This is a genomic window from Pseudomonas sp. H1_A03, assembly GCF_054685145.1.
Map to the genome: position 1 here is coordinate 3,930,261 of NZ_CP162829.1, position 24,635 is coordinate 3,954,895.

The following is a 24,635-nucleotide window of genomic DNA, read 5'->3' on the forward strand; positions in this document are numbered from 1 at the left end:
CTAAGGCTAGCGGGGTTTATGAGATCAGTAACCTGTGAGAAGTGACAGTGTCTTTGAAGCGGTGGGGGCTGGTCGCCGGAATTGAATGCGCCGGGATATCCGCTGGCGGGGATGAAGGCGTAGGAGTGACTGAGTGAGCAAATTGGGGGGGGGGCGGTGTTCGGACGCTATAGCAATTAGATGAAGTCAGTCTAAAAAACTGTCATTTCTAACAGGAGAAATGTTCTGGAAATCAGAAAAAAATAACAGCTCGAAGGCGGCAGTACATGGCCAAGGAGAGAGAACCAGGAGGGTTTAACATGTTCCCGCACACGGTTGTGAGCGCATTTGCACAACAGGTCAAGGTCAACCCCGATCGGTTGGCTGTGGTAGGCCACGAGCAACGGCTGACTTACGCAGAGCTCGACCATCAAAGCACTAAGGTGGCGGCTGGTTTGCAAGCGTTGAAGATCGGTGTCGGCGATCTCGTGTTGGTTCAGGCTGAGCGCTCGGTGGCGCTGATCATTGCCTTTTTGGCCGTACTCAAAACCGGTGCAGCGTACGTCCCGCTCGACAGGACATTGCCACAGAACCGCAAAGAATACGTTGCCCGGCAATGCGGCGCTCGGGTGGTGCTCTCTACCCTGGCTGATGATCGAGCGCCATTGCCTGAGTGCACATTAACAACGGTCGACGAGTTGCTGGCCGGCCCCGAGTCCGTGCTGTCTCGACCTGTCTGGGTCAAGCCCACGGACGTTATGTACGTGATTTTCACATCGGGCACTACGGGCAATCCGAAGGGCGTGGTCGTCGAGCATCGTAGCGTCATAGGGTTGATGCTCGAACACAATGCACGTCTGGATATCGACCCGAGCAGCCGATCCACGGTGATGGCAGCAGTAGGGTTTGACTTGATCCAAGCAGAAGTCTGGTCAAATCTGGTTGTCGGAGCTTGCCTTTATCTGCTGGATCAAGAGTCGTTACTCAGCAGTGATGCATTCCTGGCTTTTTGTGTGACGCATCAAATCACGCACGCGTTCGTACCAACCCTGAAAGTCTACAACATCGTGAATGCCCGCCAGCCGCCAGCCCTCTCACTCAAATACATCTATACCTGTGGCGAAAAGCTGCATCCCCTGAGAGTGGAGCACTTATCCTTTAAATTGGTGGACTGTTATGGCCCCACCGAAGCGACCATTTTCGTTACCTCGCACCTTGTGCAAAGCAGACGTTTGAACCAAGCCGATTCCATTGGCCTTCCGATCGGGCAGTGCAAAATCTACATCCTTGATGAGCATTTGCAGGAAGTAGGCGCTGGCAAGGTAGGTGAGTTGTGTATTGCCGGGCCCTGTTTAGCCAGAGAATATCTGGGCGCGCCTGAATTGACCCGGCAGCGTTTCATCTATTCCAAAGTGCTCAGGCGTCGCCTATATCGCAGCGGCGACCAAGCGCGGATCCTTGAGGATGGCAGTATCCAGTTTCTAGGGCGGCTGGACGGTCAAGTCAAGATACGCGGCTACCGGGTTGAACTAGGTGAGATCGAGGCACGCCTGCTTAAGGAGTCGCAAGTCACCAGTGCGGCGGTGGTTGTGGAAGATGGGGGCACTCAGGCTGACAAACGTTTGGTTGCATTTGTCGTGCCCTGGAATCGACACGTCCATCCGAAGCGGCTGGAGGCCGACCTGCGCCGTAGCCTTGGGCGCGACTTGCCTGAATATATGGTGCCTTTCACCTTCCACTGCGTGGCCGAACTGCCAAGCAATGGCAACGGCAAGACCGATAAGCCAGCCCTGCTCGAATTATTGAAAAAACTGCAACCCGACCTGTTGGCAGTGGATCGCTTCAGCGATGAAAACCAGCGCAAGGTCGCGCTCGCTTGGTATGCGGTGCTCGGGCATGGCAATTTTTCAGTGGACGATAGTTTTCTTGAGGTGGGCGGGCATTCGTTGCGCGTGGCGCAGTTGGCTAAACAGCTGTCTGAAGGCTTCGGTATCAGGGTGGCAGTGCGTGAAATCTATGAACATATCGTATTGAAAGATCTTGCCGCTGAGCTGGCCCACCGCTGTCAGCCTTCCGCGCAGGGCGGCGCTCAGCCTGCCATCAATTTCGAAGATGATGTATTCCTGGATGCCGGTACGGATTTTAGAGGTGGCTTTGATACCGCACAGGTAGGCGACCCAAAGCATGTCTGGCTTACCGGGGTGACAGGGTTCGTTGGGATTCATCTGCTCCAGCAGCTTTTAGCCACGGGCGCCGCGTGCATTCATTGCCCGGTACGCTGTGAACAGCCCGAAGCCGGCCTGGCGCGGCTTCAACAAATCAGCGAGCGTTACCGGGTGGAGCTTAAAGCGAGTGATTGGGCGCGCATCCGTGTGTATGTCAGCGATTTGTCGCAGCACAACATGGGATTAGAGCCCGGCGAGTATGCGTGACTTTCTAAAATGATTGATGCGGTGGTCCACTCGGCCAGCGCGGTCAATTTCATCATGCCGTATTCCTACATGAGGACTGATAACGTCGAGGGCCTCAGGCGCATTCTCAGTTTTTGCGCCGCAGGAAAAAACCAAAGCGCTGATGTTGATGTCGACTATTTCCATCTACAGCTGGGGGCACCGCTATACCCTTAAGCGCCGTGTGTACGAGGACGATTGCATCGATGAAAACCTACCCGCAATACGGCACGATCTTGGGTATGTTCAAAGTAAGTGGGTGATGGAAAAAATAGCGGATATGGCGGCGGCCAAAGGCCTGCCCTTGATGACTTTCCGCCTCGGTTACGCGACCTGTCACAGCCGCACCGGCGTATGTGCCGACTACCAGTGGTGGGGCCGGTTTATCAAAACCTGTCTTGAGCATGGCGCGGTGCCAGACCTGCGAAAAATGCGCGAAGGCCTGACGACTGTTGACTACATGGTAAAGGCCGTCGCTCACATTGCTCGCCAACCTGCGGCCCTTGGCAAGAAATTCAACCTGTGCCAGACGCTGCACCGTGATCCAAATCTCAAGCAGTTTTGTTCGCGGGTTGGCCGTTACTATGGGCGCCGCCTTGCTGTCTTGCCGTACGAGAAATGGGTTGGGCTGTGGGAAAACCAGACGGATGCGTTGCTGTACCCGCTATTGGGGATGTTCAAGGACGACATGCATGAGGGGCAAACGATATTGCAGCTTTACCAGCACAATTACGCTTGGGATAGGCGCAATGTCCGGGCTTTTTTGATGGGCAGCGGGATTCGGCAATCGGAATTCTCGGGAGACGTGCTGGCGCGCTACCTGGACCGGTTGGGAGGCGGCGTTGGAAATATCTGAGAATTTGGGGCGCAGTGCCATCCCTGTGGGAGCTGGCTTGCCTGCGATACCGGTGTGTCAGCAGTCTCTCAGTCACTGGAAGACCGCTATCGCAGGCAAACCAGCTCCCACATGTTGATCTTCATTCTTCTTTGGGATTTATGTGAGCCCCAACAAAAAATGCGCCCCTGAGGGCGCATTTTTTTGTTCGGTCAGCTATCGCCTATTCAGGCAGTCGCATCCCAAGCACGATCACCATTCTCGTCTTTAATCCGAGTTGGCAACCCCATCACGTCCAGCGCCTTCAGGAACGGCTCAGCCGGCAGTTCCTCGACGTTGGCCATGTGCTTCACATCCCACTCACCACGGGCAACCAGCAGCGCAGCGGCTACGGGTGGAACGCCTGCGGTGTACGAAATGCCCTGGCTGTCAGTCTCGGCAAAGGCTTCTTCATGGCACGCCACGTTGTAGATGAACATCTCACGCGGCTGGCCGTCCTTGGTGCCTTTGACCAGGTCGCCGATGCAGGTCTTGCCGGTGTAGCCGGGCGCGAGCGAAGACGGGTCGGGCAGCACGGCCTTGACCAGTTTCAGCGGCACGACTTCCAGGCCTTCGGCGGTGGTGACCGGCTTCTCGGAGAGCAGGCCGAGGTTTTTCAGTACGGTGAACACGTTGATGTAGTGTTCGCCGAAGCTCATCCAGAAGCGCACGTTGGGCACGTCGAGGTTTTTCGACAGGGAGTGCACTTCATCGTGGCCGGTGAGGTAAAGGTTCTGCGAACCGACGACCGGCAGGTCGTCGGTGCGTTTGACTTCGAACATGGTGTTGCTGGTCCACTGGCTGTTCTGCCAGCTCCACACCTGTCCGGTGAACTCGCGGAAGTTGATTTCCGGGTCGAAGTTGGTGGCGAAGTATTTGCCATGGGAGCCGGCATTGACGTCGAGGATGTCGATCGAGTCAATGCGGTCGAAATGCTGTTGCTGCGCCAGCGCGGCGTACGCGTTGACGACACCTGGGTCGAAGCCCACGCCAAGGATGGCGGTGATGTTCTTCTGTTTGCACTCTTCCAGGTGGTTCCATTCGTAGTTGCCGTACCACGGCGGGGTCTCGCAGACCTTGCCCGGCTCTTCGTGGATGGCGGTGTCGAGGTACGCAACGCCCGTGTCGATGCAGGCACGCAGTACCGACATGTTGAGGAACGCGGAACCCACGTTAATGACGATCTGCGATTCAGTCTCGCGGATCAGGGCCTTGGTCGCTTCCACGTCCAGGGCGTTCAGCGCGAAGGCTTGGATGTCGGCGGGAACCTTGAGGCTACCCTTGGCCTTGACGCTGTCGATGATGGCCTGGCATTTGGAGATGTTGCGCGACGCGATAGCAATACGACCGAGTTCGTCGTTGTGCTGCGCGCACTTGTGGGCCACCACCTTGGCGACACCTCCTGCACCAATGATAAGAACGTTCTTTTTCAATTGCTTTATCTCTCCTTTATCCGCCAGCTTACGAAAGGCTGGACAGGTAGTCGTCGTAACCAAATTCACGAACCACCTCGACTGTACCGTCGAGTTGTTTCACTACGATGGACGGCATTTTCAGGCCGTTGAACCAGTTTTTCTTGACCATGGTGTAGCCCGCGGTGTCGATGAACGACAGCCGATCGCCGATGGCCAGCGGACGATCAAATTGATACTCACCGAAAATGTCCCCGGCCAGGCAGGATTTGCCACACACCATGACGGTGTGTTCACCCTCGCTCGGTGCCAGCTTGGCATTGAGGCGATAGATCAGCAGGTCCAGCAGGTGGGCTTCGATGGAGCTGTCTACCACGGCGAGGTTTTTGCCGTTGTAGAGGGTGTCGAGCACGGTCACTTCCAGGGAGGCGCTGTTGGTGATCGCTGCTTCGCCCGGTTCCAGGTAGACCTGCACGCCGTACTTCTCGGAGAACGCCTTCAAGCGGGCGCAGAACGCGTCCACGGCATAGTCTTCACCGGTGAAATGGATGCCGCCGCCAAGGCTGACCCACTCGACCTTGTGCAGCAGCGCGCCGAAGCGTTCTTCGATGGTGCCGAGCATTTTGTCGAACAGGCTGAAATCGCCGTTCTCGCAGTTGTTGTGGAACATGAAGCCGGAGATCTGATCAATGACGCCTTCGATCTTCACCGGGTCCCATTCGCCGAGGCGGCTAAACGGGCGCGCCGGGTCCGCCAGGAGGTAGTCGGAGCTACTCACCTGTGGGTTCACGCGCAGGCCACGGGTCTTGCCTTCGGAGCGTTCGGCAAAGCGCTGCAGCTGGCTGATCGAGTTGAAGATGATCTTGTCGCAGTGCTCCAGCATCTCTTCGATTTCATCGTCGGCCCAGGCCACGCTGTAGGCGTGCGCTTCACCTTCGAATTTCTGGCGGCCGAGCTTCAACTCGTACAGCGACGACGAGGTGGTGCCGTCCATGTATTGCTGCATCAGGTCGAACACCGACCAGGTGGCAAAGCACTTGAGCGCCAGCAACGCCTTGGCGCCGGACTGCTCGCGCACATAAGCAATCTTCTGCATGTTGACCAGAAGTTTCTGTTTATCGATGAGGTAGTACGGCGTTTTGATCATTTTTGAGAGCCTGCGGCGGTGCCTGCCAAAAAAGGACAGGCATTGTGCCCGCACTTGGATTGAATCGAAAGGTTAGTGGGCGGAATTTGCTGCACCCGGTTTTCAATCGTAGTTGCGAAGTATGACTGTCTATAGGCATACACAGGTCGAATGTGGGCGCTGGCTTGCCTGCGATAGCGGTGGGTCAGTGCCAACAGTACTGGCTGATAGTCCGCAATCGCAGGCAAGCCAGCTCCCACCTTTGATCATCACCCAGCGGGAGAGGGCGCTTAATGCTCAGTGACATCAAACCGTCATCTCCCCACCACCGTCCTGCCACATTCCCCCGCTACTGTCCTCGCCAATGAGATCGATCTCAAGCGAGTGACAATGACTGACCTGAAAGACGTTGCGCGCCTGGCTGGCGTATCCCGCGCCACCGCCGCCCGCACTTTTGCTTCCCCTGACCAAGTGCGCCCGGCCACCCGTGAACAGGTGTTCGCCGCCGCCCGCGAGTTGGGGTTTCGGCCCAATCTGCTGGGCCGCCAACTGCGCCTGCAAACCACCCAGTTGATCGGCGTGGTGGTGCCCAACCTGCTCAACCCGGTGTTCGCTGAACAGTTCCAGGCCATGGAGCGCGCTGCACGGTCGCGCGGCTACAGCCTGTTGCTGGCGACCACCGACTACAGCAGCGAACGTGAGTGCATTGTGGTGGAAGAACTGCTGCGCCAGCGCGTCGACGGCTTGGTACTGACGGTCACCGATGCCGAAAGCAACAGCGTGCTCAGCAGCCTGAACACCGAGCAGACCCCGTTCGTGCTGGCGTATCACCAGCCGAGCAACCCCAACTACAGCGCTGTGTCGGTCGACAACCGCGCTGGCATGGCCCTCGCCACGCGATATCTGCTGGAAGCCGGGCACCGCCGCATCAGCATGGTCGCCGGGCCCGCGTTGCAATCGGACCGTGCTCGCCTGCGCTACGCCGGCTACTGCGATGCCATGCAGGAATACGGCCTGAAGAGCCGTCCGGTGATCGAAATGCCGGCTCACACCCAGGCTGAGTTCGCCGCCATCGAACCTTTCCTCCAGGGCGCCGATGCACCGACCGCCTTGGTGTGCTCCAACGACTTCCTGGCGATCAGCCTGATCGCCGAACTGCGCCGCAACGCCTGGAACGTGCCCCAACAGCTTTCGGTGATGGGCTTTGACGGCATCAGCCTCGGCACCCAGATGCACCCGACCCTGTGCAGCGTGGTGCAGCCCATTGCGCTGTTGGCCAGCACCGTGATTGACCAACTGCTGGCGCAAATCGCCGGCAACACCCCGACGTCCCATTGCCTGCCTTGCCATATCCGGCCCGGCGAAAGTACTCAACCCTATGAGGAGACCCTTGATGCGCGCACTCAGTAAAACCCTGGCAGCCCTGTTGCTGTGCGGTGCGGCCAGCCTGGCCCAGGCCGCCGAAACCGCGATCTGCTACAACTGCCCGCCGGACTGGGCCGATTGGGGCACCCAGCTCAAGGCCATCGCCGCCAGCACCGGCGTGCAAGTGCCGCTGGACAACAAAAACTCCGGCCAGTCCCTGGCGCAATTGGTGGCGGAAAAAGCCGCACCGGTCGCCGATGTCGTTTACTACGGCGTGACCTTCGGCCTGCAGGCGCAAAAAGCCGGCGTGGTCGACACCTACAAACCCAAGGCCTGGGACCAGATCCCCGCTGGCCTCAAAGACCCGGCCGGCCATTGGTTCGCGATCCACTCCGGCACCTTGGGCATCATGGTCAATGTCGACGCGCTCGGCGGTTTGCCGGTCCCGCAAAGCTGGGCTGACCTGCTCAAGCCGGAATACAAAGGCATGGTCGGTTACCTCGATCCGTCCAGTGCCTTCGTCGGCTACGTGTCGGCAGTGGCGATCAACCGCGCCATGGGCGGCGACCTGGACAACTTCGCCCCGGCCATCGACTACTTCCAGAAACTCGCGAAAAACGCCCCCATCGTGCCCAAGCAAACCGCCTATGCGCGGGTGCTCTCCGGCGAATTGCCGATCCTGGTGGACTACGACTTCAACGCCTATCGCGCGCGCTACAAAGACAACGCCAACGTCGCCTTCGTGATTCCGAAAGAAGGCAGCATCAGCGTGCCCTACGTGATGAGCCTGGTCGCCAATGCACCGCACCGCGCCAATGCCGAGAAAGTCCTCGACTTCGTGCTGTCGGACGAAGGCCAGGCGCTTTGGGCCAAGGCTTACTTGCGCCCAGTGCGTCCAATGAAAATGCCGGCTGACGTGGCTGCGCAGTTTCTCCCGGACAGCGACTACGCCCGTGCCGGTGTGGTGGACTACGAAAAAATGGCCGCTGTGCAGGAAGCCTTCGCCGCCCGATACCTTAACGAGGTCAAGTAAGTGGCCGCATCGGCAAGACATGCAGCCTGGGCGCTGGCCCCGGCTTTTGCGGTACTGCTCGCGTTCTGGTTGTTGCCGCTGGCGCACCTGATGGTGCTTGGCGCCGAGAGCCGCGACAGCAGCGGCAGCGGCTATTGGCAGGTGCTCAGCAGCGCGCAGTACCTGGGCAGCCTTGGGCAAACCCTGATCCTGGCAGTGGTGGTGACGCTGGTCGCTTTGGTGATTGGCGGCATCAGCGGCGTGTTCCTCGCCCGCCAGCAGTTTTTCGGGCGCTCGGCGCTGGTGGCGTTGCTCACTTTTCCTTTGGCCTTTCCCGGCGTGGTGGTGGGCTTTCTGGTGATTTTGTTGGCAGGCCGCCAAGGCCTGCTGGCCTCACTGGGCCTGCAACTGGCCGGGGAACGTTGGATCTTCGCCTACTCATTGGCGGGGCTGTTTGTGGGCTACCTGTACTTCTCGATTCCGCGAGTAATTCTCACGGTAATGGCCGCCTGTGAAAGCCTCGACCGCAGCCTGGAGGAGGCCGCGCATTCACTGGGCGCAGGGCACTGGCGCGTGGTCTGCGACGTGATCGTGCCCGGTTTGGCACCCGCGTTGGCGTCCTGTGGGGCGATCTGCTTTGCCACGTCCATGGGCGCTTTCGGCACCGCCTTTACCTTGGGCACGCGGCTCAATGTCACCCCGGTGGCGATCTACAACGTGTTCACCAACTATGCCAATTTTGCCGTCGCCGCTGCGCTGTCGGTGGTACTCGGTGCGGTGACCTGGGCGGTGTTGCTGCTCACGCGACGCCTGGTGAAAAACGCGGGGACTGTGCTGTGAAACGCTCATCGCTGTTTGTGATTCAACTGCTGTTCACCCTGCTGGTGTGTGCCTTCATGCTGGTGCCGGTGCTGATGTCGTTGTTGGCCGGGCTGACCCGCAACTTTTTCGTGGGTGTGTCCAGTGGCTTGACCTTTGATTGGATTATTCAGGTGTGGCAGGCCTATTCGCCGACTGTGTGGCTGTCGCTGCAATTGGCCTTGGCCTGCGCGGTGTGCGTCTGTGTCATCGGTGTGCCGGCAGCCTACGCCTTGGTGCGTATGAACAACCGCTTCAGTCGCGCCTTCGAAGAGTTGATGGTGTTGCCGGTGGCCATGCCCGGCCTGGCGAGTGCGCTAGCCTTGCTGCTGACCTACGGCCAGTTCGGCAGCTTTCGCAGCAGTTGGTTGTTCATCCTCGTCGGCCACGTGTTGTTCACCTTGCCGTTTCTGGTACGCCCGGTGATGGCGGTGATGCAACGCCAGCAATTGCCGGTATTGGAGGAAGCAGCGGCCAGTCTTGGTGCGGGGCCGATCAAGCGCTTTTTCAGCGTGGTGGTGCCCAATTGCCGGGCGGGGATTCTGGCGGGTGTGCTGATGGTGGTCACCTTGTCCCTGGGTGAGTTCAACCTGACCTGGATGCTGCACACGCCGATGACCAAAACCTTGCCGGTCGGCCTGGCCGACAGCTACGCCTCGGCCCGGCTGGAAATCGCCAGCGCCTACACCCTTATCTTTTTGCTGATGATCGTGCCGCTGCTGATTGCGTTGCAGGCCATCAGTGCCCGTTTGTCCCGTGGAGAGCGTCGATGACCGCTATCACTATTCGCCTGCAAGGCTGTCGCAAGGCGTTCGCCGACGGCACCGTGGCCGTGCATGACTTGAACCTGACCGTCGAAGGCGGCGAAACCCTGGCGATTCTCGGCCCGTCCGGCTGTGGCAAAACCACCACGCTGCGCCTGATTGCCGGCCTGGAGCGCCCGGATGTGGGCCAGGTGTTTTTCGGTGACCAGGACGTGACCCGCTTGCCCATCGAGCGCCGCGATGTGGGCATGGTGTTTCAGAACTATGCGCTGTTTCCCAACCTGGATGTGGCGGGCAATATCGTCTACGGCCTGAAAATTCGCGGTATGTCGGCACCGGAGCGCAACAAGCGTTGTGATGAATTGCTGGAATTGGTGGGTTTGCAGGACCACGGCAAGCGCAGCATCCATGAACTCTCCGGCGGTCAGCGTCAGCGCGTGGCGTTGGCCCGTGCGTTGGCGCCGCGCCCCAAGGTTTTATTGCTGGATGAACCTCTGGCAGCACTGGATGCGCAACTGCGCGAACGCCTGCGCAGTGAGCTGAATGAACTGCTACGCGGTCTCGGCATTACGTCGGTGTTCGTTACCCACGACCAGGGTGAGGCCATGGCCCTGGGCGATCGTATCCTGGTGATGGAGCACGGTCGCGTCGCCCAGTTGGCCAGCCCACGGGACATCTACCAGAAACCGGCCAACGCCTTCGTCGCGGGCTTTGTCGGCAACCTTAACGCTTTCGTGGTGATCGAGCCGTCAGCCCATGGCTTGAAAGTCTGCGGCGGCGAGTTGCCGTGGCACGAAGCCAACCTGCCGGGCACGGTCTACTGCCGCCCTGAACACCTGCGGGTGATGGAGGGCGAAGGGCACCTGCACGGCCATCTGCTGGCGCAGTTTTTCCAGGGCGCGCAAAGCCGCCTGCTGGTGGATGTCGGCGGCCCGCAACCGCTGTTGGTCGACAGCAGCGACAACCAGCTGTACGCGGTCGGCGCGCCGATTGCCCTGGCGGTTGCGCCGCACATGTTGTTCACCCTGAATGCTTGAGAATCTATTGTGAATCGTCCGTTTCTAGTCGCGCAGATCAGCGACCTGCACCTCAAAGCCGGCCAGCGCCTGACCTATGGCGTTGTCGATACCCTGGGTGCGTTGCGCCGCGCCGTCGACCATTTGAACGCAAGCCACCCACGGCCCGATATCGTGGTAATCAGCGGTGACCTGGTGGACTTCGGCCGCGCCGATGAATATGCCGTGCTGCACCCCGAACTCGCACGCCTGCACATGCCGTGCTACCTGGTGCCGGGCAACCATGACACACGCGGGCCGTTGCTGGAGGCGTTCCGTGATCACCCTTATTTGCCACTGTCGGCAGATGGCCCGTTGGACTGGGTGGTGGACGAGTATCCGCTGCGCCTGATCGGCCTCGACTCCACCATTCCCGGCGGCCATGGCGGGCAGTTGTTGGACAGCCAATTGCAGTGGCTCGATGAGCAACTGGCGTTGCGTCCTGATGCACCCACCTTGCTGATCCTGCATCACCCGCCGTTCATCAGCGGTATCGGCCATATGGACCGCGAACCCTTCATCAACGCCGCTGGCCTGGAGCAGGTCGTCGCACGCCACCCGCAAGTGGAGCGGCTGTTGTGCGGGCATCTGCATCGGCCGATGCAGCGCCGTTTCGGCGGCAGTTTGAGTTGTGTGTGTCCCGGCACGTCTCACCAGATCGTGCTGGATTTGCAAGAAGCGGCGCCCGCGCATTTCAACCTGGAGCCGGCGGGCTATTTGTTGCATCGCTGGGAGGCGCAACAAGGTTTGATCAGCCACAACGGCGTGTTCGGGGAGTACCCGGGGCCGTATCCGTTTTATGACGCTCATGGATTGATTGACTGAGGTTTTACGGAGGTTCACTTCGCGCAACTAAGTCGTAAACGTTAGTTAACGCACCGGCCAAGCCGAGTTTGGCCACGTGCTTCCTGCTGCCCATTTTTTGCGCCCGGAACTTGGATTCCGCGCCGGAGTTCGTCCTGATGAAAGCCACTTTGAATGTAATAAGCGTATTGACCGGCGGCCTGGGCATTGCCCTGAGTCCCTTGGCCTCGGCTGATTTCTTGAGTGACAGTAAAGCCAACGTGAGCATGCGCAACTTCTACTTCAACAACGACAACCGTGACGGCGCCGCCGCACCGTCGAAGACCGAAGAGTGGGGCCAGGCGTTTATCCTCAACTATCAGTCGGGCTTTACCGATGGCACGGTGGGGTTTGGTCTGGATGCGGTCGGCATGCTCGGCCTGACCCTCGACAGCGGCGCCGGCCGCCATGTGGGCAGCTCGATGATCCCCAACGACGACGGTAAGGCCGCCGATAGCTGGAGCCGTGGCGGCGCCACCGCTAAGGCGCGTTTCGCCAAGACCGAGGCGCGCTACGGTTACCTGCGACCGAACCTGCCGATCCTGGTGAGCAACGATGGGCGCCTGTTACCGCAGTCGTTCGAAGGCGGGCAAATCACCAGCAAGGACATCGACAACCTGACCCTGGTCGGCGGCCAACTGCAACACACCACCGGTCGAGGCTCCAGTGATCGCAGCGGCCTGGCCGCGGCGGGTGGCACTCAGGAAAGCAACAAATTCAACTACGCCGGTGCCGACTACCAGGTGACCAAGGACCTGATGGTCCAGTACTACTACGCCAACCTTGAAGACTATTACCAACAGCACTTTGCCGGGCTGATCCACGTGTTGCCGCTCGGCGAATACGGCTCGCTGAAGACTGACCTGCGTTACTTCAAAACCACGTCCGACGGCAAAAACAGCACCGTCGCCGGTCGTGCCGAAGGCTACAAACTTGGCGGTTATACCAAGAACGGCACCGGTGAAATCGACAACAACACCTGGAGCGCCGCGTTCATCTATTCCCTGGGCCCGCACGCGATTACTGCCGGTTACCAGCAAGTCTCGGACGACAGCAACTTCGCCCAACTCAACCAGGGCGGCCTGGTGAATAAAGGGGAGGGTGGTTCCAGCCTGTACCTTTACACCGACCGCACCGTGCAGACCTTCATCCAGGCCGGCGAGCGCACCGCGTTTGCGCAATATGCCTATGACTTCGCGTCGCTCGGCGTGCCGGGTTTGAAGGCGTCGCTGATGTACTTGAAAGGCGACCATATCCTTACCGCCAGTGGCAACGATGCCAGCGAATGGGAGCGGGATATTTCCCTGGATTACGTGGTGCAGAGCGGTACGTTCAAGAACGTTGGGTTTGGCTGGCGTAATGGGGTTTCGCGCAGCGAGGTCGCACGGGATCAGGACCAGAATCGGCTGTTCGTGAGTTATTCGATTCCGTTGATGTAATTACTCTCAAAGCTCTGCAAAAACCAATGTGGGAGCCGTCGAGCCCCAGCGAGGCCGCGATGACGGCGGCATTGCCGATAGAGATGCCGCCTGACACACCGCCTTCGCAGCCTCGCTAAAGCTCGACAGCTCCCACAGTTGATCTGTGTTGCTGAGTCGACAGTGTCCGCCTCAGCAGCCCTTCAGTGTTTTGGCGTGCGTTGCAGTGTCATCGTCCAGCTGGTGAAAACCGCAGTGAAGATAGAAAGCTGCGGCCTCAGGAGTGTCTGTAGACAGGCGGATTTTTTGAAAATGCACGGCGGCGTGTTCCAGCAACTGTTGCACCAAGGCCTTTCCTACGTGGCGTCCACGGGCAGCCCGCACTACGTACACCCGGCGAAGCCGACCAACCCCTGTCTCAGCGAAGGGGTCACAGCAAAGGCCGCCGATTGCCACCAACTGCGTGTCAAAAAACACGCCCAGAAGACACTCGCCCGGTTGATCAAATCGATTGGAGGCGTCCTCCCATTCTGTGATCAATCGCGTCAGAAACCTGAAACCTTCAGCGACGGCCTGCGCTTCCAACACGCGGATTTGCTCCGGAAGGTGTTCCAGTTTGCGTATCGAGAATTCTTCGTTGAGCTGACTCACAGGAACTGCCCGCGAAGCCAAGGTACCTTGGAGTCGGTGCAAGTGTGCACCTGGTTCTCTGCATTGAAAGATGTATCGAGAGTGCCCAACGCAATCGAAATCCACTCTGGGTACTGCCCTTTGGCGTCGCTCCAGAACAGTGATGATCCGCATGCTGAACAGAACTGGCGAGTAATACCCGGTGACGACTCATAACTTTTCAGCGCGTCCCGCAAAGCAATGATAGTCACGGCTGATTGGGGTGCGCTGGCATATGTGGCGAACGCTGCACCATGACTTTTCTGGCACGTTTTGCAGTGGCAGTGGGTGACGGCCTTGAGTGATGTCGAGACGTGATAAGTGACGGCGCCGCAGAGGCAACTGCCTTGAGTCATTGCATCCATGTGGGTTCTTCTCCTGACGGTGCCGGCACGATAACCTGAAAACACCTCAACTCAAATGTGAGGGCCGCCCTGTAGTGAGCGGGCTCGCCCCGCGCTGGGTGGCGAAGCCGCCCTAAACCCAGGCGCCGCAATCTTTCTGAAAAACCGAGGTGGATTTATTGGGGCGGCTTCGCCACCCAGCGCGGGGCAAGCCCGCTCACTACCTTTCAACATGAGCAGATCTTGTGATCATCTCGAATTAAATGAGTTTGTCTCACTATCGCCGTCTGCCGACAATGGCTGCCATAAATACCGACATTGGAGTTGTAAGTCATGGCAGTCGCTCATTCCCTTGGTTTTCCGCGCATTGGACGCGATCGTGAATTGAAAAAAGCGCAGGAAGCGTTCTGGAAGGGTGAGCTCGACGAAGCCGGCCTCCGCGCCGTTGGCCGTGATCTGCGCAAGACCCACTGGGACCTGCAAAAACAGGCCGGCATTGAACTGCTGCCAGCCGGTGACTTCGCCTGGTACGACCAGGTACTGACCCACTCGCTGATGTTCGGTGTGATCCCGGAGCGGTTCCGCCCGGCGGATGGCATAGCCACCCTGCAGACCCTGTTTGGCATGGCCCGTGGTGTCAGCGACAGCTGCTGCGGCAGTGCCCACGCCCAGGAAATGACCAAGTGGTTCGATACCAATTACCACTATCTGGTGCCTGAATTCAGTGCTGACCAGCAGTTTCACCTGGGTTGGGATCAGTTGTTCGAAGAAGTCCAGGAAGCCCACGAGCTGGGCCACAACGTCAAGCCGGTAGTGATCGGCCCGCTGACTTACCTGTGGCTGGGCAAGGCCAAGGGTGGTGATTTCGACAAGCTCGATTTGCTTGACCGCCTGCTGCCGCTGTACGGCCAGATCTTCCAGCGCCTGGCAGAACTGGGCGTGGAATGGGTGCAGATCGACGAGCCGATCCTGGTGCTGGACCTGCCGCAGGATTGGAAAAACGCCTTTGAACGTGCCTACAACCAGATCCAGCGCGACCCGTTGAAAAAGCTGGTGGCGACTTACTTCGGTGGTCTGGAAGAGAACCTCGGTCTGGCCGCCAACTTGCCGGTGGATGGCCTGCACATCGACCTGGTGCGTGCGCCGGACCAGTACCCGACCATCCTCGACCGCCTGCCGGCGTATAAGGTGCTGTCCCTGGGCGTGGTCAACGGCCGTAACGTCTGGCGTTGCGACCTGGAAAAGGCCTTGGCTACCTTGCAGCACGCCCATGAGAAACTGGGTGATCGGTTGTGGGTTGCGCCGTCCTGTTCCTTGTTGCACAGCCCGGTGGATGTAGGCCGTGAAGACAAATTGGATTCTGAGCTGAAAAGCTGGCTGGCGTTTGCCGTGCAGAAGTGCGCTGAAGTCGCCGTGTTGGCACGTGCGGTCGACGTGCCAGAAGCGCCAAACGTACTGGCTGCCCTGGCTGAGAGCCGCACCGTACAAGCGGCCCGCGCCGCGTCGCCGCGTATCCATAAACCTGCGGTGCAGGCCCGTGTCGCCGCCATTACCGCCAGGGACAGCCAGCGCCAGTCAGTGTTTGCCCAGCGCATCGAGAAGCAACGGGCCGGCCTCAACCTGCCGCTGTTCCCGACCACCACCATCGGTTCGTTCCCGCAGACCGCGTCGATTCGCCTGGCGCGTCAGTCGTACAAGGCTGGAAAACTGAGCGAAGCCGAATACGTCGAAGCCATGCACAGCGAGATCAAGCACGCCGTGGAGGTGCAGGAAAACCTCGGCCTGGACGTGCTGGTGCACGGTGAAGCCGAGCGTAACGACATGGTCGAGTACTTCGCCGAGCAACTGGACGGCTATGCATTCACCCGCTTCGGCTGGGTGCAGAGCTATGGTTCGCGCTGCGTGAAACCGGCGGTGATTGTGGGCGACTTGAGCCGCCCGAAAGCCATGACCGTGGAGTGGATACGCTACGCCCAAGGCCTGACAGGCAAGGTGATGAAGGGCATGCTGACCGGCCCGGTGACGATGCTGATGTGGTCGTTCCCCCGCGAAGACGTGAGCCGCGAAGCGCAGGCCCGTCAACTGGCCCTCGCCATTCGTGATGAAGTGGTGGACCTGGAAGCCGCCGGCATCAAGATCGTGCAGATCGACGAAGCCGCATTCCGCGAAGGCCTGCCGCTACGCCAGGCGCAGTGGCAGCCTTATCTGGATTGGGCCACCGAAGTGTTCCGCCTGTGCGCCTCGGGTGTGCGTGACGAAACCCAGATCCACACCCACATGTGCTACAGCGAATTCAACGATGTGATCGAAAGCATCGCGGCGATGGATGCTGACGTGATCACCATCGAGACGTCACGTTCGGATATGGAGTTGCTGGATGCGTTTGAAGCCTTCGCTTACCCGAATGACATTGGGCCGGGCGTGTATGACATCCACTCGCCGCGCGTGCCAGAGGCTTCGGAGATGGCCAATCTGTTGCGCAAGGCGGCGAAGCGGATTCCGGCTGAGCGGTTGTGGGTGAACCCGGATTGTGGGTTGAAAACCCGTGGCTGGCCGGAGACTGAGGCGGCGTTGATCCACATGGTGACGGCCGCCCGTCAACTGCGCGCCGAACTGGCCTGATTCCTGAGTAGAACACGGTCAAAAATGTGGGCGCTGGCTTGCCTGCGATGCAGGCACCTCGGTCTAACGTGATACCGCGGTGATGCAATCGCAGGCAAGCCAGCTCCCACAGAAAAGCAACCGGGGCGCTACAGGTATTTGAGCCAGGCCAGGTCGCGGCGCCGCGCTTTTAGCCCGGCGAACCAGCGCACTGGCAGGTAGAGCCCCAGGGGCAACAACAGCGCCATTAGCCATATCGCGCCCATGCCGTCGAACCCAAAGTAGTTGCCATGGTTCAGGCCAAACAACGCCACACACGCGACATACAGCACTTTCAACACATACAGATGCAGTAAATAAAAGAACATCGGCGCAGCCCCGAACGTGGCGAGCACGCCAATCCAGCGTTTCTGCCCCTCACGTTCAAACGCCAGCAACAGCAACAACCCAATCCCCAACGTCAGCGCCAAAAACAACAGCGAAGGCGGGTACTTGGTGACGTTGAAAAAGCTCATCAACGTCTGCACGCCACTGTCATACGCCTGCCAGGGCTTCTCGCCATAACCATTGGCCGCGCGCACTACCACAAACCCCACCAACGCACCCACACCGGCCAGCAACAGATAACGTTGGCGAAACGCCGGTTGCATGCCATTGGCAAACAGCGGGCCCAAGCCGTAACCCAGGGCAATCACACCGATCCACGGCAGCACCGGATAAGTGGTGCGCAGTCGCAGCGAGTCGCCCACGTCGATCCAGTTGCGCTCATGCAGGATCGTCCACGGAATATGCAACGCCGAACCCGCGTCGAAATGCAGCCCATCCAGCAGGTTATGCCCGGCGATGATCACCACCGCCAACACGATCAACGCCGGACGCGGCAACCACACCAGCGCGGCCAGAGCGATCATGCTCACGCCAATCGCCCAGATCACCTGCATATAGATCACGCTGGGCGGCAGCTGGAAGGTCCAGGCGAAGTTGACCAGGGTAAATTCCAGCACCACCAGGAACAGCCCGCGCTTGAACAGGAACCCCGAGACATCGCGGCGGCCCTGGTATTTCTGGCCGTATAGCCACGCCGACAAGCCCGTGAGCAATACAAACACTGGCGCACACAGGTGGGCGAGGGTGCGGCTGATAAACAGTGCGGGCTCGGTGCTGTCGATGGTCATCGGGTCGCTGACCTGGCGGTGCAGCAGGAAGGTTTCGCGCACGTGGTCCAGCAGCATGAACAAGATCACCAGACCGCGCAGGGCGTCGATGGAAAGCAGGCGTTGGCGTAGCGGAACAGCATCGGTCATGGGCAGGGTCACAGGGCAGGGTGGAAATGGGGCGTTATCCTATAACATTAATTTGCGCGTTGCCGCGATTCGTTGCGCGGATTAGAATGCGATCAATTCTTAATTACTCCTTGGCCCCTGTGCCGGTGACTCGCATGTCGTCCCCCGTCAATCTGCCCATTCAGGACCTGTACTGCGAACACCACGGATGGTTGTACCGCTGGCTTGACCGCAAGTTGGGCAATGCCAGCGACGCGGCCGACCTGGCCCATGACACCTTTATGCGCCTGCTGACCCGTCAGAACGGCGCCGGGTTCGGCACTGAGCCGCGCGCGTTGCTCACCCATATCGCCAAGGGCTTGATGATCGACAGCTGGCGTCGCCAGGAAGTTGAGCGCGCCTACCTGGAAACCATCGCGCACTTGCCGGAGCAGGAAGTGCCGTCGCCGGAAACCCGCTGGCTGATCCTGGAGGCGCTGTACCGTATCGAAGCCATGCTGCGCGATTTACCGGACAAGACTCGCCGAGCCTTCCTGATGTCGCAGATCGACGGCCTGACTTACCAGCAGATAGCCGATGAGTTAGCGGTGTCGCTGGTCTCGGTCAAACGCTATATGCGCGAGGCCTTCCTTGCGTGCCTGAGCGTGGCATGACCCCCGCCATTGACCCGCTGATCCTCGGCGAAGCCGCTGACTGGATGGTGCAGTTGCAGTCCGGCAGCGCCACCGATGAAGACCGCCGCGCCATCGCCCAATGGCAGGGCCGCAGCGCCCAGCACGCCCAGGCGTGGCAACGGGCGCAGGCGATTCTGGGGGATTTCAACAGCGTGCCGGCTGCGATTGCCGGCGACACCCTCAAACGCATCGGCCGCAAGCAAGCCCTCGGACGCCGCCAGGCCCTCGGGCTGTTGCTGCTGGCGGCGCCGGCGACTTGGCTGGCCTATCGGCACAAGCCTTGGCAACCGTGGACCGCCGACCAGCACACCGCCGTCGGCGAGCAACGCAATCTCATGTTGCCCGACGGCACGCGCCTGTTGATCAACACCGCCAGCTCGCTGAATATCGCCTTCACCGACCAGGTGCGGCGCCTCGAGTTGCTGCAAGGCGAGGTGATGATCACCACCGCCAAAGACCCCGCGCCGACACCTCGACCGTTTGTCGTGCAGACCCGCCACGGCACCGCCCGTGCGCTGGGGACGCATTTCAGCGTGCGGGTCGGCGAGCAGAGCAGCCGCGTGGCTGTGCTCGACGGCGCGGTGGAAATGCTGCCGCAGCGCGCCAGTCGTGGGTTGATCCTCAAGGCCGGCGAGCAAAGTGCCTTTGGCAGTGACGGCGTCGCCGCAGTGCAGCCGCTGGATATCAGCGCGACGACCTGGCAGAGCGGCATGCTGCTGGCCCAGCAGATGCGCCTGGCGGATTTGCTCGATGAACTGGGGCGCTATCGCCATGGCGTGTTGCGTTGCCACGACAGTGTGGCCGGGTTGACCGTGTCCGGGGCATTCCCCTTGCGTGACACCGACGCCAGCCTACGCCTGTTGCAGGAAACCCTGCCGATCAAAGTCAGCAGCCTGACCGGTTACTGGGTGACCCTCGAACCGCGCTGAAATTTTTTCATTTTTCGCTGATACCTTTTCAGTTGTCGCCCGGTGTAGAGGAGAACCCTCAACATTTGTACCGCGCCGACAGGAATTCCCATGACCTTCACACCGCATCCCATCCGCCCTTTGAAGGCCTTGAGCCTGGCTGTTGCCCTGGCGGCGATCGCACCGTTGCACAGTGCCGTGGCAGCGGACGCGGCGTCGACCAGCGCAGTACGCAGCTACAGCCTCGCGCCGGGCCCCTTGGGCAATGTGTTGGCGCAGTTCGCGGCGTTGTCCGGGGTGCCGTTGTCGTTTGATTCCACACTGCTCAATGACCAGCAAAGCGCCGGTTTACAGGGCAGCTATACCGCGCAATCGGGTTTTATGCAGCTGCTGCAAGGCAGCGGCTATACCCTGCAAAACACTGGCGCGAATGGCTACACCGTAGTGCCCCAGGCCACTGGCGATGCGCTGGAGCTGGGCGCGACCACTATCAGCGGCGAGAGCGGGGCGCAGGCCGACACCTATGCCGGTGGCCAGGTCGCGCGTTCGGCGCGTTTGGGGGTGTTGGGTAATCGCTCAATCAATGACGTGCCATTCAGCGTGGTCAGCTACACCGCCAAGACCATTGCCGACCAGCAGGCGCGCACCGTGGGAGATGTGCTGCTCAATGACGCGTCGGTGCGCCAATCCTCGGGTTTCGGCAATTTTTCCCAGGTGTTTACCATTCGCGGCCTGCCGCTGAACACCGATGACATTGCCTTCAACGGCCTGTACGGCGTGCTGCCGCGGCAGATCATCACCACCGAAGCGTTGGAGCGTGTCGAGTTGTTCAAAGGCCCCAATGCGTTCGTCAATGGTGTATCGCCAGCGGGCAGCGGTATTGGCGGCAGCGTCAACCTGGTGCCCAAGCGCGCCGAAGACACGCCGACCCGCAGCGTCACCCTCGACACCACCACCGATGGTCAAAGCGGCGGCCACCTCGACCTGGGCCAGCGTTTTGGCGAGGACAACCGCTTTGGCGCGCGGGTTAACCTGGCCAAGCATGGCGGCGACACGGCCATCGAGGATGAATTCAGAAGCTCGCAATTGGTGGCCGTCGCCCTGGATTACCGTGGCGATCGCCTGCGGGTGTCCACCGATTTCGGCTACCAGAAACAGCGCATCAACAATGGCCGCTCCGTGGTGTACCCGAATGGCACCCAAGTGCCAGAGGCGCCATCGGCAAGGCACAACTATGCCCAGGATTGGAGCTGGTCGGAGCTGGAAGACACCTACGGCATGTTCAATGCCGAGTACGACCTGAATGAAAACTGGACGGCCTACGTGGGCGGCGGGGCCAAGCACACGCGGGAAAATGGTCAGTATTCGTCACTTTACGTGGGCAACAATGGCAGCGGTCGCGTGGGCTTTTTGTACTCGCCTCACGATGAAGACAACAAAAGCGCCATGGCCGGCTTGAACGGGCATTTCAACACGGGGGCGGTAACTCATCAGGTCAACGTCGGTTTGTCTGGCATCTGGGGTGAGCAGCGTTCGGCGTTTGAAGCGATCCAGCAGGCCAATCGTCAGCCGGGCAATCTGTATGACCCGGTGCAGATTCCGCGTCCGTCTGTCACCTACTTCGGCAGTGATATCCACGACCCGCGCATCGTCGGCAAAAACCGCATCAAAAGCGCGGCGGTGTCCGACACCCTGGGCTTTATTGACGATCGTGTGTTGCTGACCCTGGGCGTGCGGCGCCAGACCATTGAGGTGGACGCGTGGAATACCACCACAGGCGTGCGCAATGCCAACTACGCCGAGACCATCACCACACCCGTTTATGGCCTGGTGGTAAAACCGTGGGAGCACGTGTCGTTTTACGCCAACCGCATTGAAGGGCTGGCCCAGGGGCCAACTGCGCCGTTGACCAACGTCACCAACCCTGGCGAGGTATTTGCGCCTAACCGCAGCAAACAGACGGAAGCAGGGGTCAAGCTGGATTGGGACAGCTTTGGTGCGACCTTGGGTGTTTACCGTATCGAGCAGCCGAACAACGCCACATCGCGCCTGCCCGGCAATACCCTGGACACCTTCAGCGTCGACGGCGAGCAGATCAACAAAGGGGTGGAGTTGAACGTCTTCGGCGAACCAATTGACGGCCTGCGCCTGCTGGCCGGTGCGACCTGGATGAACACCGAACTGAAGAACACCTCCAACGGCCTCAGCGACGGCAATCGCGCCGCCGGCGTGCCGCGCTTCCAGTACAACGTCGGCGCCGACTGGGACATTCCCGGCATCCAGGGCGCCGCCGTCAACGCACGGATGCTGCGCACCGGTGGCGAGTACGTCAACGCCACCAACACCCTGAGCATCCCCGCCTGGACCCGTGTCGACCTCGGCGCCCGTTATGGTTTCAAGGCCGACGACAAGTACATCACCCTGCGCGCCAACGTCGAGAACGTGGCGAACAAAGCGTATTGGGCGTCGGCGTCGACGGCCAATAATTACCTTACCCAGGGTGAGCCGCGCACCGTCAAACTCTCGGCGACGGTGGATTTCTAACCAGCGACGCCGCTCCCATATTTGATCCCGGCCAGGCGATGGATTCTGATACCGTCAGATGAATCGCTTGCCTAGGCCTCTCATCATGACAACGCCAAATGCCGTCATCGACTTCTGGAAACACGCCGGCCCAAAACGCTGGTTCGCCAAGGACGACGTCTTCGACGCCACGTTCCGCGACACCTTCCATGCTGCCCACTTGCAAGCCGCCCGGCGCGAACTGGAAAGCTGGCTGGACTCGGCGGAGGGCGCGCTGGCCCTGCTGATCCTGCTCGACCAATACCCCCGCAATACCTTTCGTGGCACCGCGCATATGTTCGCCACCGACCCGCTGGCGCGGCTGTATGCCCAGCGCATGGTGGACGCCGGGCTGGACCGGCAGATCGAACCGGCGTTACGCGCGTTCTGCTACCTGCCGTTCGAACATTCGGAACACCCGGCGGATCAGCAACGCTCCCTGATCCTCAACCAGCAACTGGACGCCAACACCTACCATTGGGCCAAGGAGCACGCCGCGATCATCGAGCGCTTCGGACGTTTTCCCCATCGTAATGAGGTGCTGGCTCGAGAGACCACGGATGAAGAGCGTGTGTTTCTGGATGAGGGTGGCTTTGCTGGATAGAGCAGGGTTTTATTGGGCGGGTCGGTAGATGTCCAGCCGCTCGCGCGCATATGGGCAACCGTTGCTTGCCAGCGCTTTCTCTAAGTATTCGATGCGCAGGGGCAACGCCTTCCTCTTATCAGTCTGACTGGCGAGCAATTTGTAGAGCTCAGCGCGGAAGTCGTTTGCACTGCCCAATTGCAGTTCAACGCCCGTGGGGGGCGCCCCGCACGTTAGCCAGACGGTCGGTTGCGGGTAATAGCGAGCATAGTCGGGCAATTTCGCGAGAGCGCCTTGCAGCGCCGGTTCATACCGTGGGCCTTGGGTGTAACTCAGGCAGGCATTGGCCAGATACAGGGCGGCAGGGGCGAAGCCTGCCTCCAGGCTTGACGCCGAGAGGTCGCACATCTCCTGTTCTTTACCGGGGACCAGATAAGACTGGTAAAGCAACACCAGCCGATATTGCGCGACAGGGTGGCCGGCCGTTGCCGACTCGCTCAGCAGTCGCTCGGTGAGACGAAATGGCTCGCCCAGCTCGCGCATTTTCTGATCAAAGTCCGCCGCCTTCTGGTTGGCCTGCACGGACCGCATCAGGTCGGCGAGCTGTGGGTCGGTTTTCGCCAGGACCGCGACTGCTTCCTGGTACTGCGCTTCGCCGGGAGGCGATGAGTTTTCGTCGGCCATGGCTATCCACGAAGCGGCGAAGAGGGGCAGGCAAAACACAAAAGGCAAGCGCAAGACGAAAATCCCTTTCCGGCCGTGCAGGGTTGCACGCGAGGCGGCGAGTCTACCTTGACAGGCCTGGCCGTCAAAGCCTAGCTTGGCTATTCCTGCCAGGAATGCCCCCATAAAAACAGCGCATTGTCTTTCTCGCGGCACATCTCGTAGCGTGGTGTTCCATTCAAGGAGAGCCGTTATGAGCCAGCGACCGTTGCGTCTGTATGTTGATCATTTGTATACCAGCCCCTACGCCATGTCGGTGTTCGTGACCCTGAAGGAAAAGGGCCTGGCGTTCGACACGCTCACCCTGGACTTGGACGCTGCGCAGAACCAGGCGGCTGATTTCGCCCAACTGTCCCTGACCCAGCGTGTGCCCACCTTGGTAGAAGGTGAATTTGCACTGTCGGAGTCTTCGGCGATCACCGAGTACCTGGAGCAGGTTTATCCCGAAACGCCGGTGTACCCGGCCGACCCCAAGCAGCGGGCGAGGGCGCGGCAGGTGCAGGCGTGGCTGCGCAGCGATTTGCTGCCGATTCGCCAGGAACGCTCGACGATGGTGGTGTTCTATGGGCAGAAGATGCCGCCGCTGTCACCCGTGGCCGAAGCCGCCGCCGCGAAGTTGATCAGTGCGGCACAGGCGTTGTTGGTGGGTAACCCGGGCTATCTGTTCGGCGCATGGTCAATTGCCGATGTGGACCTGGCGGTAATGCTCAATCGCTTGATTCTCAACGGCGACAGCGTGCCCGCCGAGTTGGTGGAATACGCGCAACGCCAGTGGCAGCGGCCGTCCGTGCAGGCGTGGGTCAATCAACAACGCCCTGCACTGTAGAGCGTTCAGTGATCTGCAAGACGCGGCGGTCCAGGTCTTCCCAGTCCGCCATGCCCAGCACTCGCGTGGTGTTCAGGCCGCGCAGGTAGCCGCGCAGTTGCTGGGCACTGGCCGTGACTCGGCTGGCATCCGCCGCGTCATCCTGCAGCACGTTTTCATAATCGACCAGGTAATCGGCGACCCGCTCGCGAAACTCCGGTAGTACGGCTTCGCGGATGCGGTCGAAGGTTTTCTGGTGGGGCTTCATGGCGTGGTCCTTATAGGTTTTATGGGTGCACTATCGGTTCAGATAATAGTCACCATCAC

At 60.1% G+C, this 24,635-nt stretch carries 21 protein-coding genes and 1 pseudogene; 15 read left to right on the forward strand and 7 right to left on the reverse strand.

Annotated features, from left to right (window positions below; translation table 11 throughout):
• The first annotated feature begins 299 nt into the window (after positions 1–299).
• Both AB4O35_RS18285 and AB4O35_RS18290 read left to right on the forward strand, forming a co-directional pair.
• Positions 300–2,606, forward strand: a pseudogene (locus AB4O35_RS18285) (amino acid adenylation domain-containing protein).
• On the forward strand, positions 2,560–3,285 hold the full coding sequence (locus AB4O35_RS18290) for an SDR family oxidoreductase (protein WP_460149169.1): 726 nt from the start codon (positions 2,560–2,562) through the stop codon (positions 3,283–3,285). Before AB4O35_RS18285 ends, AB4O35_RS18290 begins: the two are co-directional and overlap by 47 nt.
• A 206-nt stretch (positions 3,286–3,491) precedes the next feature.
• Here AB4O35_RS18290 and AB4O35_RS18295 read toward each other — a convergent pair whose 3' ends face one another.
• Both AB4O35_RS18295 and AB4O35_RS18300 read right to left on the reverse strand, forming a co-directional pair.
• The gene (locus AB4O35_RS18295; protein ID WP_065872155.1) at positions 3,492–4,736 is read right to left on the reverse strand and encodes a saccharopine dehydrogenase family protein; all 1,245 of its coding nucleotides are present in this window, start codon (positions 4,734–4,736) and stop codon (positions 3,492–3,494) included.
• 28 nt (positions 4,737–4,764) lie between these two features.
• A complete protein-coding gene (locus AB4O35_RS18300; RefSeq protein ID WP_065890804.1) occupies positions 4,765–5,862 on the reverse strand; it encodes a carboxynorspermidine decarboxylase in 1,098 nt (365 codons plus the stop codon).
• A 369-nt stretch (positions 5,863–6,231) separates the two neighbouring features.
• On the opposite strand from AB4O35_RS18300, the gene AB4O35_RS18305 reads away from it, so the two are divergent.
• From AB4O35_RS18305 to AB4O35_RS18335, 7 genes are all read left to right on the forward strand, one after another.
• On the forward strand, positions 6,232–7,251 hold the full coding sequence (locus AB4O35_RS18305; protein ID WP_065872157.1) for a LacI family DNA-binding transcriptional regulator: 1,020 nt from the start codon (positions 6,232–6,234) through the stop codon (positions 7,249–7,251).
• Positions 7,235–8,239, forward strand: coding sequence for an ABC transporter substrate-binding protein (locus AB4O35_RS18310; protein ID WP_065872158.1), 1,005 nt, complete (start codon positions 7,235–7,237; stop codon positions 8,237–8,239). Before AB4O35_RS18305 ends, AB4O35_RS18310 begins: the two co-directional genes overlap by 17 nt.
• Positions 8,240–9,058 carry an ABC transporter permease gene (locus AB4O35_RS18315; RefSeq protein WP_065872159.1) on the forward strand — a complete coding sequence of 273 codons (819 nt, stop codon included), beginning with the start codon at positions 8,240–8,242 and terminating at the stop codon, positions 9,056–9,058.
• On the forward strand, positions 9,055–9,849 hold the full coding sequence (locus tag AB4O35_RS18320; protein WP_065872160.1) for an ABC transporter permease: 795 nt from the start codon (positions 9,055–9,057) through the stop codon (positions 9,847–9,849). Before AB4O35_RS18315 ends, AB4O35_RS18320 begins: the two co-directional genes overlap by 4 nt.
• Positions 9,846–10,877, forward strand: a complete 1,032-nt coding sequence (locus AB4O35_RS18325) for an ABC transporter ATP-binding protein (protein WP_065872161.1) — start codon at positions 9,846–9,848, stop codon at positions 10,875–10,877. The genes AB4O35_RS18320 and AB4O35_RS18325 overlap by 4 nt, the downstream gene beginning before the upstream one ends.
• A 9-nt stretch (positions 10,878–10,886) precedes the next feature.
• Complete coding sequence (locus tag AB4O35_RS18330; protein ID WP_065872162.1) at positions 10,887–11,720, forward strand: phosphodiesterase; 834 nt, start codon at positions 10,887–10,889, stop codon at positions 11,718–11,720.
• A 137-nt stretch (positions 11,721–11,857) separates the two neighbouring features.
• Complete coding sequence (locus tag AB4O35_RS18335) at positions 11,858–13,177, forward strand: OprD family porin (RefSeq protein WP_065872163.1); 1,320 nt, start codon at positions 11,858–11,860, stop codon at positions 13,175–13,177.
• A gap of 171 nt (positions 13,178–13,348) precedes the next feature.
• On the opposite strand, the gene AB4O35_RS18340 is transcribed toward AB4O35_RS18335, so the two are convergent.
• Together AB4O35_RS18340 and AB4O35_RS18345 are read right to left on the reverse strand one after the other, a co-directional pair.
• On the reverse strand, positions 13,349–13,807 hold the full coding sequence (locus tag AB4O35_RS18340) for a GNAT family N-acetyltransferase (protein ID WP_256532820.1): 459 nt from the start codon (positions 13,805–13,807) through the stop codon (positions 13,349–13,351).
• Complete coding sequence (locus AB4O35_RS18345; RefSeq protein WP_460149170.1) at positions 13,804–14,190, reverse strand: GFA family protein; 387 nt, start codon at positions 14,188–14,190, stop codon at positions 13,804–13,806. Before AB4O35_RS18345 ends, AB4O35_RS18340 begins: the two co-directional genes overlap by 4 nt.
• Before the next feature lie 312 nt (positions 14,191–14,502).
• On the opposite strand from AB4O35_RS18345, the gene metE reads away from it, so the two are divergent.
• A complete protein-coding gene (gene metE, locus AB4O35_RS18350) occupies positions 14,503–16,791 on the forward strand; it encodes a 5-methyltetrahydropteroyltriglutamate--homocysteine S-methyltransferase (protein WP_065946306.1) in 2,289 nt (762 codons plus the stop codon).
• Positions 16,792–16,919: 128 nt separating this feature from the next.
• Here metE and AB4O35_RS18355 read toward each other — a convergent pair whose 3' ends face one another.
• On the reverse strand, positions 16,920–18,074 hold the full coding sequence (locus AB4O35_RS18355; protein ID WP_065946349.1) for a DUF1624 domain-containing protein: 1,155 nt from the start codon (positions 18,072–18,074) through the stop codon (positions 16,920–16,922).
• A gap of 134 nt (positions 18,075–18,208) precedes the next feature.
• On the opposite strand from AB4O35_RS18355, the gene AB4O35_RS18360 reads away from it, so the two are divergent.
• The 4 genes from AB4O35_RS18360 to AB4O35_RS18375 all read left to right on the forward strand — a co-directional run bounded on the left by AB4O35_RS18360 (position 18,209) and on the right by AB4O35_RS18375 (position 22,801).
• Positions 18,209–18,706, forward strand: a complete 498-nt coding sequence (locus AB4O35_RS18360) for a sigma-70 family RNA polymerase sigma factor (RefSeq protein ID WP_049712781.1) — start codon at positions 18,209–18,211, stop codon at positions 18,704–18,706.
• The gene (locus AB4O35_RS18365) at positions 18,703–19,656 is read left to right on the forward strand and encodes a FecR domain-containing protein (RefSeq protein WP_065872166.1); all 954 of its coding nucleotides are present in this window, start codon (positions 18,703–18,705) and stop codon (positions 19,654–19,656) included. The genes AB4O35_RS18360 and AB4O35_RS18365 overlap by 4 nt, the downstream gene beginning before the upstream one ends.
• Before the next feature lie 90 nt (positions 19,657–19,746).
• Positions 19,747–22,179, forward strand: coding sequence for a TonB-dependent receptor (locus AB4O35_RS18370; protein ID WP_065946305.1), 2,433 nt, complete (start codon positions 19,747–19,749; stop codon positions 22,177–22,179).
• 85 nt (positions 22,180–22,264) lie between these two features.
• A complete protein-coding gene (locus tag AB4O35_RS18375) occupies positions 22,265–22,801 on the forward strand; it encodes a DUF924 family protein (protein WP_065946304.1) in 537 nt (178 codons plus the stop codon).
• 9 nt (positions 22,802–22,810) lie between these two features.
• Here the strand turns inward: AB4O35_RS18375 and AB4O35_RS18380 are convergent, their stop codons facing one another.
• Positions 22,811–23,464: a hypothetical protein gene (locus tag AB4O35_RS18380; RefSeq protein ID WP_139114560.1), complete on the reverse strand. Its 654-nt coding sequence runs from the start codon at positions 23,462–23,464 to the stop codon at positions 22,811–22,813.
• A 232-nt stretch (positions 23,465–23,696) separates the two neighbouring features.
• On the opposite strand from AB4O35_RS18380, the gene yfcF reads away from it, so the two are divergent.
• Positions 23,697–24,329 carry a glutathione transferase gene (gene yfcF / locus AB4O35_RS18385; RefSeq protein WP_065872170.1) on the forward strand — a complete coding sequence of 211 codons (633 nt, stop codon included), beginning with the start codon at positions 23,697–23,699 and terminating at the stop codon, positions 24,327–24,329.
• On the opposite strand, the gene AB4O35_RS18390 is transcribed toward yfcF, so the two are convergent.
• The gene (locus tag AB4O35_RS18390; protein WP_065881990.1) at positions 24,304–24,576 is read right to left on the reverse strand and encodes a hypothetical protein; all 273 of its coding nucleotides are present in this window, start codon (positions 24,574–24,576) and stop codon (positions 24,304–24,306) included. The genes yfcF and AB4O35_RS18390 overlap by 26 nt on opposite strands.
• Positions 24,577–24,635 lie beyond the last annotated feature (59 nt).

Coding starts and splice junctions, on each gene's coding strand:
- AB4O35_RS18365 (WP_065872166.1), top strand. CDS start 18,703: ATGACCCCCGCCATTGACCCGCTGATCCTCGGCGAAGCCGCTGACTGG.
- AB4O35_RS18345 (WP_460149170.1), bottom strand. CDS start 14,190: ATGGATGCAATGACTCAAGGCAGTTGCCTCTGCGGCGCCGTCACTTAT.
- AB4O35_RS18380 (WP_139114560.1), bottom strand. CDS start 23,464: ATGGCCGACGAAAACTCATCGCCTCCCGGCGAAGCGCAGTACCAGGAA.
- AB4O35_RS18290 (WP_460149169.1), top strand. CDS start 2,560: ATGTCGACTATTTCCATCTACAGCTGGGGGCACCGCTATACCCTTAAG.
- AB4O35_RS18390 (WP_065881990.1), bottom strand. CDS start 24,576: ATGAAGCCCCACCAGAAAACCTTCGACCGCATCCGCGAAGCCGTACTA.
- AB4O35_RS18370 (WP_065946305.1), top strand. CDS start 19,747: ATGACCTTCACACCGCATCCCATCCGCCCTTTGAAGGCCTTGAGCCTG.
- AB4O35_RS18335 (WP_065872163.1), top strand. CDS start 11,858: ATGAAAGCCACTTTGAATGTAATAAGCGTATTGACCGGCGGCCTGGGC.
- metE (WP_065946306.1), top strand. CDS start 14,503: ATGGCAGTCGCTCATTCCCTTGGTTTTCCGCGCATTGGACGCGATCGT.
- AB4O35_RS18360 (WP_049712781.1), top strand. CDS start 18,209: ATGTCGTCCCCCGTCAATCTGCCCATTCAGGACCTGTACTGCGAACAC.
- AB4O35_RS18375 (WP_065946304.1), top strand. CDS start 22,265: ATGACAACGCCAAATGCCGTCATCGACTTCTGGAAACACGCCGGCCCA.
- AB4O35_RS18325 (WP_065872161.1), top strand. CDS start 9,846: ATGACCGCTATCACTATTCGCCTGCAAGGCTGTCGCAAGGCGTTCGCC.
- AB4O35_RS18305 (WP_065872157.1), top strand. CDS start 6,232: ATGACTGACCTGAAAGACGTTGCGCGCCTGGCTGGCGTATCCCGCGCC.
- yfcF (WP_065872170.1), top strand. CDS start 23,697: ATGAGCCAGCGACCGTTGCGTCTGTATGTTGATCATTTGTATACCAGC.
- AB4O35_RS18355 (WP_065946349.1), bottom strand. CDS start 18,074: ATGACCGATGCTGTTCCGCTACGCCAACGCCTGCTTTCCATCGACGCC.
- AB4O35_RS18310 (WP_065872158.1), top strand. CDS start 7,235: ATGCGCGCACTCAGTAAAACCCTGGCAGCCCTGTTGCTGTGCGGTGCG.
- AB4O35_RS18300 (WP_065890804.1), bottom strand. CDS start 5,862: ATGATCAAAACGCCGTACTACCTCATCGATAAACAGAAACTTCTGGTC.